Origin of the sequence: Vibrio pomeroyi (assembly GCA_041879425.1) — a bacterium.
GTDB classification, from domain to species: Bacteria; Pseudomonadota; Gammaproteobacteria; order Enterobacterales; family Vibrionaceae; genus Vibrio; species Vibrio pomeroyi_A.
This window is the reverse complement of the sequence record CP090854.1, coordinates 1,859,002-1,872,814: the sequence shown is the minus strand read 5'-3', so window position 1 is coordinate 1,872,814 and position 13,813 is coordinate 1,859,002. Positions and strand designations below refer to the sequence as shown.

Annotated in this window: 12 protein-coding genes; 6 read left to right on the top strand and 6 right to left on the bottom strand. The window is 45.2% G+C overall.

Annotated elements, in window-relative coordinates:
* Window positions 1-89: 89 nt before the first annotated feature.
* The 6 genes from potA to L0992_08460 all read left to right on the top strand — a co-directional run bounded on the left by potA (window position 90) and on the right by L0992_08460 (window position 6,148).
* On the top strand, window positions 90-1,205 hold the full coding sequence (gene potA, locus L0992_08485) for a spermidine/putrescine ABC transporter ATP-binding protein PotA (GenBank protein XGB65765.1): 1,116 nt from the start codon (window positions 90-92) through the stop codon (window positions 1,203-1,205).
* On the top strand, window positions 1,189-2,046 hold the full coding sequence (gene potB / locus L0992_08480) for a spermidine/putrescine ABC transporter permease PotB (protein XGB65764.1): 858 nt from the start codon (window positions 1,189-1,191) through the stop codon (window positions 2,044-2,046). The genes potA and potB overlap by 17 nt, the downstream gene beginning before the upstream one ends.
* Window positions 2,046-2,816, top strand: a complete 771-nt coding sequence (gene potC, locus L0992_08475) for a spermidine/putrescine ABC transporter permease PotC (GenBank protein ID XGB65763.1) — start codon at window positions 2,046-2,048, stop codon at window positions 2,814-2,816. The genes potB and potC overlap by 1 nt, the downstream gene beginning before the upstream one ends.
* Window positions 2,817-2,963: 147 nt before the next feature.
* On the top strand, window positions 2,964-3,998 hold the full coding sequence (locus L0992_08470) for an extracellular solute-binding protein (protein XGB65762.1): 1,035 nt from the start codon (window positions 2,964-2,966) through the stop codon (window positions 3,996-3,998).
* Between the two features lie 227 nt (window positions 3,999-4,225).
* Window positions 4,226-5,263 (top strand): extracellular solute-binding protein, encoded by a 1,038-nt coding sequence (locus L0992_08465; GenBank protein XGB65761.1) that lies wholly within the window; start codon window positions 4,226-4,228, stop codon window positions 5,261-5,263.
* 84 nt (window positions 5,264-5,347) lie between these two features.
* Window positions 5,348-6,148, top strand: a complete 801-nt coding sequence (locus tag L0992_08460) for a GGDEF domain-containing protein (GenBank protein ID XGB65760.1) — start codon at window positions 5,348-5,350, stop codon at window positions 6,146-6,148.
* Between the two features lie 110 nt (window positions 6,149-6,258).
* Here the strand turns inward: L0992_08460 and cobB are convergent, their stop codons facing one another.
* The 6 genes from cobB to L0992_08430 all read right to left on the bottom strand — a co-directional run bounded on the left by cobB (window position 6,259) and on the right by L0992_08430 (window position 13,812).
* Window positions 6,259-6,993: an NAD-dependent protein deacylase gene (gene cobB / locus L0992_08455; GenBank protein XGB65759.1), complete on the bottom strand. Its 735-nt coding sequence runs from the start codon at window positions 6,991-6,993 to the stop codon at window positions 6,259-6,261.
* A gap of 258 nt (window positions 6,994-7,251) precedes the next feature.
* Window positions 7,252-8,472 carry an ammonium transporter gene (locus L0992_08450; GenBank protein ID XGB65758.1) on the bottom strand — a complete coding sequence of 407 codons (1,221 nt, stop codon included), beginning with the start codon at window positions 8,470-8,472 and terminating at the stop codon, window positions 7,252-7,254.
* 377 nt (window positions 8,473-8,849) lie between these two features.
* Complete coding sequence (locus tag L0992_08445; GenBank protein XGB65757.1) at window positions 8,850-9,266, bottom strand: hypothetical protein; 417 nt, start codon at window positions 9,264-9,266, stop codon at window positions 8,850-8,852.
* On the bottom strand, window positions 9,250-10,323 hold the full coding sequence (locus L0992_08440) for a formate dehydrogenase subunit gamma (GenBank protein XGB65756.1): 1,074 nt from the start codon (window positions 10,321-10,323) through the stop codon (window positions 9,250-9,252). Before L0992_08440 ends, L0992_08445 begins: the two co-directional genes overlap by 17 nt.
* A gap of 13 nt (window positions 10,324-10,336) precedes the next feature.
* Entirely contained in the window at window positions 10,337-10,945 is a 609-nt protein-coding gene (gene fdh3B, locus L0992_08435; GenBank protein ID XGB65755.1) for a formate dehydrogenase FDH3 subunit beta, read from the bottom strand.
* Window positions 10,946-10,956: 11 nt separating this feature from the next.
* Complete coding sequence (locus L0992_08430) at window positions 10,957-13,812, bottom strand: formate dehydrogenase subunit alpha (protein XGB65754.1); 2,856 nt, start codon at window positions 13,810-13,812, stop codon at window positions 10,957-10,959.
* Between the last annotated feature and the right edge of the window lies 1 nt (window position 13,813).

Below are 13,813 nucleotides of genomic sequence, written 5' to 3'. Positions count from 1 at the left end.
TGATTTCACGTTTTTGGTGATTATGATGCGCGCCTTAAAGGTGTATAGCAACAGGTCTCAAATAGAACCAAGGTGGAGAAAAACAGACGTTGAACGCTAAAAAATCAGTAGGAAAGCCAGTAGTACAGCTAACTGGCATTAGTAAAAGTTTCGATGGTAAGGAAGTCATCGGCAATCTTGATTTAAACGTAAATCATGGTGAGTTTCTCACGATTTTAGGCCCATCAGGTTGTGGTAAAACAACCGTACTAAGAATGATTGCGGGTTTTGAAACAGCAGATAGTGGTCAAATACTATTAGCTGAACAGAACGTAACCCAAGTTCCTGCTGAACAAAGGCATGTAAACACTGTATTCCAAAGCTATGCCCTATTCCCGCATATGACCGTTTTCGACAATGTGGCATTTGGCTTACGCATGCAGAAAGTACCAAGCAGCGAGATTGAACCTCGTGTAATGGATGCTTTAAAAATGGTGCGCCTAGAACAAATGGCACAGCGAAAACCACACCAGCTATCTGGTGGCCAACAGCAACGTATCGCAATCGCTCGTGCTGTCGTTAATAAGCCAAAAGTTCTTCTATTGGATGAATCTCTATCTGCTCTTGATTACAAGTTACGTAAACAGATGCAAATCGAGCTTAAACAATTACAACGCCAACTTGGTATCACGTTCATTTTTGTAACGCACGACCAAGAAGAAGCGCTGTCTATGTCTGACCGCATTATTGTTATGCGTGATGGCGTGATTGAACAAGATGGTACGCCAAGAGAGATCTACGAAGAGCCTAAGAACCTGTTTGTAGCCCGCTTCATTGGTGAAATTAACGTATTCGAAGCGACAGCGAAATCTCGTCTAGATGAAAAACGCATTGTTGCGACAATCGAAGGTGAAGAGTCGGTTATCTATCACGATAAAGACGTAACACCGGGTCAAAAACTGCAAGTACTGCTTCGCCCTGAAGATCTTCGTATCGAAGAAATCAAAGAGTCTGAGCAACGCGGTATTGTTGGTCACATTGTCGAGCGAACCTATAAAGGCATGACATTGGATTCAGTGGTAGAAGTTGAATCTGGTATGCGTGTCATGGTTAGCGAATTCTTCAACGAAGATGACCCTGATGTTGATCACTCACTGGGCCAAAAAGTTGCAGTAACTTGGGTTGAGAGCTGGGAAGTGGTATTAGAAGATGAGCAAGAAGTTTAATTTACAAAACGCGATTGTTGCTTTAATCACAGGTTGGTTAGTGCTGTTCGTGATGATTCCAAACATCATGATCATCGGTACTAGTTTCTTAACTCGTGACGAAGCGAACTTGATCGAGATGACCTTCACTCTCGATAACTACGTGCGTTTGGCTGACCCGCTGTATTTTAAAGTGCTGATGCACTCTTTCTATATGGCGATTGTCGCAACCCTACTTTGTTTAATTATTGGTTACCCGTTCGCTTACATCGTGGCAAAAATGCCGGCGAAATGGCGTCCAATCATGTTGTTCCTAGTGATTGTGCCATTCTGGACGAACTCTTTGATTCGTACTTACGGACTAAAAGTGGTGCTGGGTACTCAAGGTGTGTTGAACAAGGGCTTGTTAGCATTAGACATTATCGATAAGCCGCTACGTATCATGTACTCAGAAACAGCAGTAATGATCGGTTTGGTGTATATCCTACTTCCGTTCATGATTCTGCCGTTGTATTCAGCGATTGAAAAGCTGGATGATACGTATTTGGAAGCCGCTAAAGATTTAGGTGCGAACAAACTGCAAACGCTATTGAAAGTGGTACTACCCCTAACGATGCCTGGCATCATCGGTGGTTGTTTATTAGTACTGCTTCCTGCGTTAGGCATGTTCTACATCTCTGACCTATTGGGTGGCGCTAAGAACCTATTGATTGGTAACGTGATTAAGAGCCAAGTGCTCAACGCTCGAGACTGGCCGTTTGGCGCAGCAACGAGTATCGCACTGACCATGGCAATGGCTGTGATGCTATATGCCTACTACCGAGCAGGTAAGCTATTGAACAAGAAAGTGGAGCTAGACTAATGGGTCGCACAGTTAAGTTCAGCTTTATGGCGCTGGTATACGCTTTTCTATACCTACCTATTATCGTATTGATTGCGAACTCATTTAATGCCAACAAGTTTGGTATGAAATGGGGTGGCTTCACCACTAAGTGGTATGACGCGCTGATTAACAACGACAGCCTAATGCAGGCTGCATGGCACTCGATTAACGTAGCGGTGTTCTCAGCAACAGCTGCAACGATTGTCGGAAGCCTGACAGCAGTAGCCCTATTCCGTTACCAATTCAAAGGCAAAGGCGTAGTCAATGGCATGCTGTTCATCGTAATGATGTCACCAGATATCGTAATGGCGATTTCGCTTCTTGCGCTATTCTTGGTAATGGGTGTGCAACTTGGGTTCTTTACCTTACTTGCCGCACACATTACTTTCTGTCTGCCGTTTGTTGTTGTAACGGTTTACAGTCGCTTGAATGGCTTTGACGTGAAAATGCTAGAAGCAGCAAAAGATTTAGGCGCAAGCGAGTGGACGATTCTAAAACAGATCATCCTGCCTCTTGCTAAGCCTGCGGTAGCTGCGGGTTGGTTATTGAGCTTCACTCTGTCTTTGGACGACGTGATCATCAGCTCATTCGTAACGGGCCCAACGTATGAAATCTTGCCACTGAAGATTTACTCAATGGTTAAAGTGGGTATCTCTCCTGAGGTAAACGCCCTAGCAACAGTGATGTTAGTGGTGTCGTTAGTACTGGTGATTATTTCTCAGTTACTAGCGAGAGAGAAGATCAAGTAAGTCTCCTACTCTATAAAGAGGTGAACTTGATAAGAAGTTAACAAACTTCATGTTCTACAAAGTGTTAATCATAAACAGAATGGCAAATTGCCATTCTGTTTTTCTATCTACTGCCTTCGGGCAACGTTTAGTTTGGAGCTAACGTCAATGAAAAAATGGGCTACTCTATTAGCTGGTAGTGCATGTGCGCTTTCAATGTTATCTGCACCATCTTTTGCAAAAGATAACAAAGAATTGGTATTCATGAACTGGGGACCTTACATCAACAGTGAGATTCTAGAACAGTTCACTGATGAAACTGGTATCAAGGTTATTTACTCGACTTACGAGTCGAACGAAACCTTGTACGCAAAGCTAAAAACACACAACAAAGGCTACGACCTAGTTGTGCCGTCGACTTACTTCGTATCTAAGATGCGTGATGAAGGTATGCTTCAAAAGATCGACAAAACCAAGCTGAACAACTTTAAGAATCTAGATACTAACTACCTAGATAAGCCGTACGACCCGAATAACGACTACTCTATTCCACACGTAGTTGCTATTACTGGTTTGGCTGTTAACACTGACATGTACGATCCAGAAGATTTCCAAAGCTGGGCTGACCTATGGAAGCCTGAGCTTGAAGGTCAACTGATGATGATGGACGACACGCGTGAAGTGTTCCACATCGCACTGCGTAAGCTAGGTTACTCTGGTAACACAACCAACGAGAAAGAGATCGACGAAGCTTACGCTGAACTGAAAAAGCTAATGCCGAACGTTCTTGTGTTCAACTCAGACAACCCAGGCGCGCCTTACATGTCTGGTGAAGTTGGCCTTGGTATGCTTTGGAACGGTTCTGCTGCTGCAGCGCAAAACGAAGGTTTACCTATTAAACTGGTTTTCCCTAAAGAAGGCGGGATTGGTTGGGTCGATAACTTTGCAATCAGCTCTGGCGCGGTAAACGTAGAAGCGGCTCATAAGATGATCGACTTCCTACTTCGTCCTGAAATCGCTGAACAAATCTCTCGTGACACAGGCTACCTAACGGCAGTTAAAGCGTCTAATGAGAAGTTCAAAGACAGCCCTGCTCTGTTCCCATCTCAAGAAGACCTTGACCGTGTTGAATGGCAAGCTGCGGTTGGCGACAAGACAGTGAAGTACGAAGATTACTTCATGAAGCTTAAAGCCGGTCAGTAAGCGAGTTAGTTATTTAGTTGCTCTGGTCACCAGAAGCTAATAAGCCATTGGTTTACTTAACAAGGCTATCTAGATAATCAACAAGTTAAAAATAAGAATATCAATGAATAGGCAGCTTAGGCTGCCTATTTTGTTATATCGCTGCTATAATCTAGCGCGATTTTTAGAAATCCTTTTACTTTGGGTTCACTACCCAGCTCCAAATCAAACAAATGAACGGAACAGTAATGAAAAAAACACTGTATACCGGCGCATTGTGTGCTGCTACTTTACTTTCTACACCCTCTTTCGCAGCTGACCAAGAACTGTATTTTTACAACTGGTCTGAATATATCCCGAATGAAGTACTAGAAGACTTCACAGAAGAGACTGGCATTAAAGTCTACTACTCAACTTATGAGTCTAACGAAAGCATGTACGCTAAGTTAAAAACTCAAGGTACGGGTTACGACTTAGTGGTTCCTTCTACTTACTTCGTTTCTAAGATGCGTAAAGAAGGCATGCTTCAAGAACTTGATAAAACTAAGCTAAGCCACTTTGCTGATTTGGATCCAAATTACTTAGATAAGCCATTTGACCCAAGCAACAACTACTCGATCCCTTACATCTGGGGTGCAACGGGTATTGGTATCAACTCAGATATGCTAGACAAGTCTTCAGTGAAGAACTGGGGCGACCTGTGGGATACACAGTGGGAAGGTCAACTGATGATGATGGATGACTCTCGTGAGGTTTTCCACATTGCACTGTCTAAACTGGGTTACTCTCCAAACACAACTAACCCAGAAGAAATCAAAGAAGCGTACGAAGAACTTCGTAAGCTAATGCCAAACGTATTGGTATTTAACTCAGATTTCCCAGCGAACCCTTACCTAGCGGGTGAAGTGTCTCTTGGTATGCTTTGGAATGGCTCTGCTTACATGGCACGCCAAGAAGGCGCAACGATTGACATTATCTGGCCAGAAAAAGGCGCTATCTTCTGGATGGACAGCCTAGCAATTCCTTCAGGTGCTAAGAACATCGAAGCGGCTCATAAGATGATCGACTTCCTTCTTCGTCCAGAGAATGCAGCTAAGATTGCTCTAGAGATCGGTTACCCGACTCCAGTTAAAACGGCTTACCCTCTTCTTCCAAAAGAATTTGCTGAAGATAAGAACGTTTTCCCGCCACAATCAGTGATGGATAACGGCGTTTGGCAAGATGAAGTTGGTGAAGCGAGCGTTATTTATGACGAGTACTTCCAAAAACTTAAAGTAAACAACTAGATTGTTACTGACAGGTTAATAAAGCGGCGTAAGCCGCTTTATTTTTATCTATACTTTATATACGATGGCATTAAACAATATGGAGTGCGTTATAATATGCCAGCGAACCCTATACTATTGGTTGTGACTCTAATGCTGCTTGCGTCATTATTGATGCTTGGCCTGAGTTCATTTATCCACATAGATTCTAATTACGACCTGTTTTTCGAAACGAATACGCTCGTGATCACCATGTATATCTACTACGTTGCTCGTCACGCCATTCGTCCTCACAAAATCCTTCGCTGCGGCGCGCTGCTGCTTATTTTCAACCTATTCTATGATGTGACGACAGAGCTCAAACACCTCGATGAATGGGCAGACAGAAATGAATTGCTCGACACGTTCCTCGAAGATGGCTTATTGCAAATAGCCTTTCTACTTATCGCCTACGGTATTACCGAACTTACGACTCAACTAAAAGATCAAAGTAAGCAAGACGAGCTAACAGGCTTGTATAACCGTAAGAAGTTCGATGCCATCAAACTCAAAGAATTTGAGCTTATCTATTTTGACTTAGACGGCTTAAAAGCGGTGAATGACCGCAAAGGCCATAAAGTCGGAGATCTCATGATCGTTCGCTTCTCTCAAGCATTAAGTCAATCGGTATTGGAAGATGAAATGGTATTTCGTGTTGGTGGCGATGAGTTTGTCGCGACTGCGCAATTGGGGCGTGGCGGTGAGTTCGTAAGCCAAGTCAGCAACCTACTCCATGGTGAAAACATCTCTTTCTCTTACGGCATAGAAGTGACTTGTCAGGAGAACTTTCAACAGGCGCTGGATAAGTCAGATAAGGCGATGTATGAAATGAAAAAAGCGCAGCGTTCAATTCCAACAAGTTCTTAAATCTATCAAGGAGCATTTAAGTCTCTCAAAGCTCAGACGTTTCACGAACAAAAAAGCAGATACGTATCTGCTTTTCGTTGTCGTTGCTTTTTAAAGGCGTCTGTCTTCTATTAAGCCGTTAACGATCCTTTCTCACTACAAAGAAGCTCTCCGACTAGCTTGGGTACTTCGATACTCGCTTTACCATAACGCTTCTCTTCAAATTCGCTCTCTACTGCGCTTGGCTCGAGGTTGATTTCTATCGTATGAGCGCCGTGCATTTTCGCATCATGCACAAACCCGGCAGCTGGATAAACTACGCCCGATGTACCGATTGAAATAAATAGATCGGCTTCTTCTAGTGCTGAATAGATGTCGCCCATTCTTAATGGCATTTCGCCAAACCAAACAATGTGTGGACGCATCTGTGCGGGAATCTGACAACAGTGACAAAGCTCGCCTGTCTCGATGTTCTCTTTGTGGTCGATAACTTGATTCGACTCGCTGCAACGTGCTTTAAGCAATTCACCATGCATGTGGATGATATTGTTGCTACCGCCTCTCTCATGCAGGTTGTCGATGTTTTGAGTAATGATGGTAACTTTGCCATCAAGCTTGTCTTCAAGCTCTCCTAGCGCCTTGTGGGCTGAATTTGGCTGAATGCTCTCACTTTGCAGACAGTGACGGCGTTTGTTGTAAAACGCTTGTACTAAGTCAGGATCTTTTGCAAAGCCTTCAGGTGTCGCGACATCTTCGATTTTATGGTTTTCCCATAATCCGTCTTGTGCTCGGAATGTTTGAATCCCCGACTCTGCAGAGATGCCAGCGCCAGTAAGAATTACGATATTTCGATATGGGAAATGCATATAACGTCCTTTTAGATATGTCACTTTGTAACAGCTTAGCACTGTTCAAATTCCAACAATAGTTTTAGGGATTAGACCATAGTCTTAGGCAACTGAATTCATTGGCTATTTGTGACATAACTCGCTTGATAGCTGTGACCGTTCTTACGCAAACTCTCTGTTTTACCATTCATAGAAACAAAAAAAGCGACCGAAGCCGCTTAGTTTTGTTTAACTGTTATGTACTTGATGAGCTTTAACCCATCAAAGTGAACAAGGTTAGTCTTCGTTGATAGAAGAGATCTTATGGATTGAAAGATCCGCACCGTTGAACTCGTCTTCTTCACTCAAACGTAGGCCTGTTAGCTTGCTCAGCACGCCATAAACAATTAAAGCGCCAATTAAAGCCACTGCAATGCCCGCTAGTGTGCCAACCACTTGAGAAGCAAAACTCACCCCGCCTAAGCCCCAGAATGTTTGTGAGCCGAAGATACCTGCTGCAATGCCACCCCAAGCGCCACATACGCCGTGTAGAGGCCACACACCCAATACATCATCAATCTGTGTTTTGTTTTGCATGTAAGTGAACAGGTAAACAAACAGTGCGCCTGCCACGCCGCCAGTCACTAGCGCGCCTAATGGGTGCATTAAGTCTGAACCTGCACAAATCGCTACTAAGCCAGCCAAAGGACCATTATGAATAAAGCCCGGGTCATTCTTACCTGCAACAAGCGCCGCTAGAATACCGCCGACCATAGCCATTAGTGAGTTCATCGCCACCAGGCCACTGATGCCGTTGATTGCTTGCGCAGACATCACGTTAAAGCCAAACCAACCCACACATAAGATCCAAGAACCTAGGGCTAAGAAAGGAATGTTCGATGGTGCGAAGTTTGTGTGTTTACCTGCGCGGATGCGGCCTTTACGCATACCAAGGAAGTAAACCGCAACCAATGCAATCCAACCGCCAACACCGTGAACCACTACCGAGCCTGCAAAGTCATGGAAACCATAACCAAACTGAGCTTCTAACCAATCTTGGAACCCAAAGTTGCCGTTCCAAATGATGCCTTCAAAAAATGGATAGATGAAACCAACCGTAAACAGAGTCGCAATCAAAATTGGATAGAAACGAGCACGCTCTGCGATACCACCAGAAACAATCGCAGGAATTGCAGCAGCGAAGGTCATTAGGAAGAAGAACTTAACCAGTTCGTATCCATTACCTTGTGAGAGCGTTTCAGCGTCGGCAAAAAAATGAGCGCCGTAAGCAACCCAATAACCGATAAAGAAGTAAGCGATGGCGGAGACACCAAAGTCGGAAAGGATCTTAACCAGCGCGTTGACTTGGTTCTTCTTTCGGACGGTACCGACTTCGAGAAACGCAAAGCCAGCATGCATCAGGAAGACCATGATTGCGCCGAGTAATAGGAATAAAGTATCTGAACTTTGGGTAAGGGTTTGTACTGCACTATGAACTTGAGTCACCGTTTCACTCATTAAAGCATTCTCCTTCGCTTTATCTGATTTGCACTGATATCGTGCGATTCAATGTTGTAATTAATTAAAGACTCAACAGTGAACGCAAGATGCGTTCCAAGTGTGAAGGGTAATTTTCGTGCAACAGGTTTTGTTTTTAACTTATTGATTATTAGAAATTAAAAACTTAAGTGCACTTTTGTGGATCTTAGGGAACGAAAAAATCACACCAACAATTGCACCAAATAAGGGAGTTGCACCATATTGAGGCGATCAATAAGTAGGTTCTGATGCAGATAGCGGCTGACAACTCTCTACTGTTCCAGAGGCTTAAAAACAAAAAGCTCAGTGAAATGAATCACCGGGCTTTCTTTAAGTATGTCGTTAACGTGTTAGCGTTACAGGTTTGGTCCTGTCGACGGGTTTTGCGGTAGGTTTTGACTTAAACGCTGCATTCCTTGATACATGCGGATAAACCAAACCACAATCGCAACACCACCGAACAACATGCCTACATATGGGATGTAGTAAGCGATGTCATCGATAATATGGTTTTGATACCAATAGTCGTTCACACCGATTAACACGCCGTTAGAGGTCGCTACCGTGACGATAAGCACCACAAAGAACGTCAGGTTCAAGAAGAACGAGCGAATCAGGCCGTAGTAATGGGTATCCACTACTTCGCCGTCTTCGCCTTTATCTAGACGATAACCCGCGTAGATGATGGCAACCACACCAGAGAGAAGGCAAGTAAATGGCGTAAAGCAGCTTAGTATGTAAGCGACCCAAATACCTTTATGAGGTTTGTTCATTCTTATTCACCCCTTCCGTTTTCGCTGTTGTTGCGTTTGCGCTTTGTTCAACGCCGTTTTTCTCTTGTTCCATCACTTCTTTGTACCAAAGGTCATGGTGCTCTTTAGCCCAAGTTTCATCAACTTCGCCAGTTACCATGCCTTCTAGTGCCCCTTCCATACCGAACAAGCCGATGTAGATGTGGAACACGAAACCACAGATAAGGATCAAAGCTGCCAACATGTGGACTAGGTTTGAAAGCTCCATATCTCGACGCGTTTGACCGAAGATTGGGAAGTCTAAAACCAAGCCACTGATCGCAGCCACACTACCCATAACAATCAATAGCCAGAACAGTGCTTTTTCACCCGCGTTCGAAAACTCTGCAGATGGATGAGAACCTTTATGTTTCCCGACCATGCCACCTAGTTTCATGAACCACTGGATATCAACCATCTTGAAGATAGACTTGCGCCACCACTTGATAAGAACAGCCATCAACAGCACATAGAAAATCGGGCCGATGTAGTTATGGTATTGCTTAGCCAGTAGAACGATGAAGCCCCATAGATCCGTTGGGATATAAGGTTTCAAGAAGTGTTTACCGTAAACCAACATCAAACCACTGAATGCCAGTGTTAAGAAGGTAAACGCCATGCTCCAGTGCAATGCACGATCAAGTCGAGACCAACGTTTTATCTTACGGCCTGTTCTTGGTGCACTTAGCATTAGCGGGCCAATCACAACGTACATCAAAGTCACAAAAGCAATACTGCCAAAGATAGCGACAGCACCGGCTGGTGACATCCACTTCTCTTTCAATATGTACCAAGTTTGACCTGGAGTACTGATTAACACACCGTGCTCAGCCGATTGAGATGTGGTGTAACCTTCCTCACCATTTCTTACTTGTCGCCAAAAATCGGCACCAGCAAGCTGTGTGATTTCTCGTTGAGCAGAGCTCGATTGAGTTTGTGATGAGTTCGTCTCAGATGCATGACTCATAGGAGAAAGCATTGTTAGTGCTGCCAACATCGGCAGCACAACAAGGAAGAGACGCTTAAACATTGTAAGCATATGTCTCTCCTACTTAGCTCTTAGTCGCATCGTAAGAAAGGTCGTTGCCGTCTGTCCAACCTGCACCTTTCGCACCACGTTCAACTACACGCTGACGGAAAACATCAGAAACTTTCTCTGCGTCACCCGCTAGCAGTGCTTTGGTTGAACAAAGCGAAGCACACATTGGCAGCTTACCTTCAGCAATACGGTTCGCACCGTACTTTTGACGCTCTTCAACAGAACCTGGCTCTGTTTCTGGGCCGCCAGCACAGAAGGTACATTTGTCCATCTTACCGCGCTCACCAAACGCTTCCTGTTTAGGGAATTGAGGTGCGCCAAACGGACAAGCAAACAAGCAGTAACCACAACCGATACACAGATCTTTATTGTGAAGTACGATGCCGTCTTCTGTATGTTCAAAACAGTCTGCAGGACAAACTGCCATACATGGCGCATCAGTACAGTGCATACACGCTACTGAGATAGAGTTTTCACCCGGTTCGCCATCGTTCAGTGTCACAACGCGGCGACGTTGAACACCCCATTCCAGAGCATCATCATTTTCATTCTTACATGCAGTGACACAACCGTTACATTCGATACAACGCTTGGTGTCACAAAGAAATTTCATTCTAGCCATTTTAAGACTCCTTACGCTTTACGAATATTACAAAGGGTTACTTTCGTTTCCTGCATCAACGTGACAGGGTCGTAACCATAAGTGGTTGCTGTGTTAGCAGCTTCGCCAATAACGTAAGGATCAGTGCCCTCTGGGTATTTAGAACGCAAATCTTCGCCTTGGAACTTACCACCGAAGTGGAATGGAATGAACGCCAGACCCGGTTTCACACGACGGGTTACCATCGCTTTCACCTTAATACGGCCCTTCTCTGCACCTTCAACCCAAACATCGTCACCGTCTTTAAAGCCGATGTCGTTTGCGTCTTTCGGATTCACTTCAACGAACATTTCTTGTTGAAGTTCAGCTAGCCATGGGTTTGAACGTGTCTCTTCACCACCACCTTCGTACTCAACCAGACGACCAGAAGTCAGGATAATCGGGTATTCACCAGACTTGTCTTGCTCTTGAATCGACTTGTAAAGCGTAGGTACACGGAAGATCGCCTCTTTGTCATCCCACGTTGGGTAATCAGCAACTAGGTCACGACGTGGTGTGTAAAGCGGCTCACGGTGCAGTGGCACGCGGTCTGGGAATGTCCAAACAATTGCACGCGCTTTTGCATTACCAAACGGAATACAACCGTGCTTGATAGCCACGCGTTGAATACCGCCAGAAACGTCGGTCTTCCAGTTTTTACCTTCAGCAGAGGCTTTCTCTTCTGCTGTTAGGTCGTCCCACCAACCAAGTTGTTTGATCAACTTGTCGCTGAACTCTGGGTAACCATCTTTGATTTCGCTGCCTTTTGAGTAGCTGTCTTCAGCCAGTAGGCTTTGACCTTCAAACTCCACACCGAAACGAGTACGGAAGTTACCGCCGCCCTCTGCAACTGGCTTAGACGTATCGTAAAGGATATGTGTGCCCGGGTGTTTCATCTCTGGGTTGCCCCAACATGGCCAAGGAAGACCGTAAGTCTCGCCATTCGCTGGACCACCTTCTGCAGCAAGCGTGGTTTTGTGGAACGTGTGCCAGTTTTGCTGGTGCTCTTTCAAGCGCTCTGGACTTTGACCTGTGTAACCGATCGTCCACATACCTTTGTTGAATTCACGTGTGATGTCTTCAATCAATGGTTGGTTGTTCTCAACACGAATGTTTTTGAATAGTTGATCAGAGAAACCAAGCTTTTTAGAAAGAAGGTACATGATTTCGTGGTCAGGCTTAGATTCGAACAGAGGATCAACCACCTTGTCACGCCACTGTAGAGAACGGTTTGATGCCGTTACACTGCCGTAGGTTTCAAACTGAGTGGTTGCTGGAAGCAAGTAAACGCCATCGGTACGGTCGTTCATTACTGCCGCGACTGTTGGGTATGGGTCAACGATAACCATCATATCCAGCTTCTGCATCGCCTTTTTCATCTCTGGACCACGAGTCTGAGAGTTCACTGCGTGACCCCAGTAGAACATGGCACGGATGTTTTCGCGTTGACGAATCTTGTCTTTGTCTTCAAGCACACCATCAACCCAACGAGATACAGGGATACCTGCACTGTTCATTGGTTTTTGACCACCGTATGCGTTGTCGTCGAAACGGCCTTTGATCCAATCAAAGTCTACGTCCCAAACTTTAGACCAGTGACGCCAAGAACCTTCAGACAAGCCGTAATAGCCTGGAAGCGTGTCTGACAGTACGCCAAGGTCCGTTGCGCCTTGTACGTTATCGTGACCACGGAAGATGTTTGCACCACCGCCTGATTTACCGATGTTACCTAGCGCAAGCTCAAGTACACAGTAAGCACGTGTGTTGTTGTTACCTGTCGTGTGCTGAGTACCCCCCATACACCAAACGATACAACCCGGACGGTTTTCAGAAAGCAGTTTCGCTGTGTGGTAAACGTCTTCTTCGCTTACGCCTGTTACACGCTCAACTTCTGCAGGGCTCCACTTCGCGACTTCTTCACGGATCTCGTCCATGCCGAATACACGTTGGCGGATGAATTCTTGGTCTTCCCATTTGTTAGCAAAGACATGCCATAACACACCCCAGATGAATGCAACGTCTGAACCGGGGCGAAGTGATACATAGTGATCAGATTTCGCAGCAGTACGCGTACGACGAGGATCCGCAACAACGATCTTACAGTTGTTCTTCTCTTTCGCGATCAAGATGTGTTGCATCGCTACTGGGTGAGCTTCTGCTGGGTTTGAACCAATGAACAGCATCGACTTACAGTTGTGCATATCATTGAACGAGTTTGTCATTGCACCGTAACCCCAAGTGTTCGCAACACCGGCTACTGTGGTTGAGTGACAAATACGCGCTTGGTGGTCAACGTTGTTGGTGCCCCAAAGCGACGCCATCTTACGGAATGCGTAAGCTTGCTCGTTGCTGTGTTTCGCACTACCTAGGAAGTAAACCGAATCAGGGCCAGACTCTTTACGAAGTTCTAGCGCTTTGTTACCGATCTCTTCAATCGCTTGTTCCCAAGAAAGCTTCTTCCACTTACCGCCTTCCAATTTCATTGGGTACTTAAGACGACGTTCACCGTGGCCGTGCTCACGAAGTGCAGCACCTTTCGCACAGTGTCCACCAGCGTTAAATGGGTGATCGAATGCAGGCTCTTGACCTGTCCATACGCCATTTTGAACTTCAGCGTAGATACCACAACCCACAGAACAGTGAGAACAGATAGTACGTTTCACTTCTGTTTTCGCTTCTGGGTCGACTGATTTAGCCTGTGCTTTCTTCATCATGCCCGGTGCGAATAGACTTGCGCCTACCACTGCGCCACCAGCAGCTAATGAAGTGTTTTTCATGAAGGCACGTCGAGACACGCCTAACTGATTGGTTTCTTTGCTCACACTATCGGAGCGTTTGACAAGTTTCATC

Bases quoted from the DNA above. Each gene is read 5' to 3' on its own strand.
- L0992_08445 (XGB65757.1), bottom strand. From the start codon at position 9,266: ATGAACAAACCTCATAAAGGTATTTGGGTCGCTTACATACTAAGCTGC.
- L0992_08470 (XGB65762.1), top strand. From the start codon at position 2,964: ATGAAAAAATGGGCTACTCTATTAGCTGGTAGTGCATGTGCGCTTTCA.
- potC (XGB65763.1), top strand. From the start codon at position 2,046: ATGGGTCGCACAGTTAAGTTCAGCTTTATGGCGCTGGTATACGCTTTT.
- L0992_08465 (XGB65761.1), top strand. From the start codon at position 4,226: ATGAAAAAAACACTGTATACCGGCGCATTGTGTGCTGCTACTTTACTT.
- L0992_08430 (XGB65754.1), bottom strand. From the start codon at position 13,812: ATGAAACTTGTCAAACGCTCCGATAGTGTGAGCAAAGAAACCAATCAG.
- cobB (XGB65759.1), bottom strand. From the start codon at position 6,993: ATGCATTTCCCATATCGAAATATCGTAATTCTTACTGGCGCTGGCATC.
- potB (XGB65764.1), top strand. From the start codon at position 1,189: ATGAGCAAGAAGTTTAATTTACAAAACGCGATTGTTGCTTTAATCACA.
- L0992_08450 (XGB65758.1), bottom strand. From the start codon at position 8,472: ATGAGTGAAACGGTGACTCAAGTTCATAGTGCAGTACAAACCCTTACC.
- L0992_08440 (XGB65756.1), bottom strand. From the start codon at position 10,323: ATGCTTACAATGTTTAAGCGTCTCTTCCTTGTTGTGCTGCCGATGTTG.
- fdh3B (XGB65755.1), bottom strand. From the start codon at position 10,945: ATGGCTAGAATGAAATTTCTTTGTGACACCAAGCGTTGTATCGAATGT.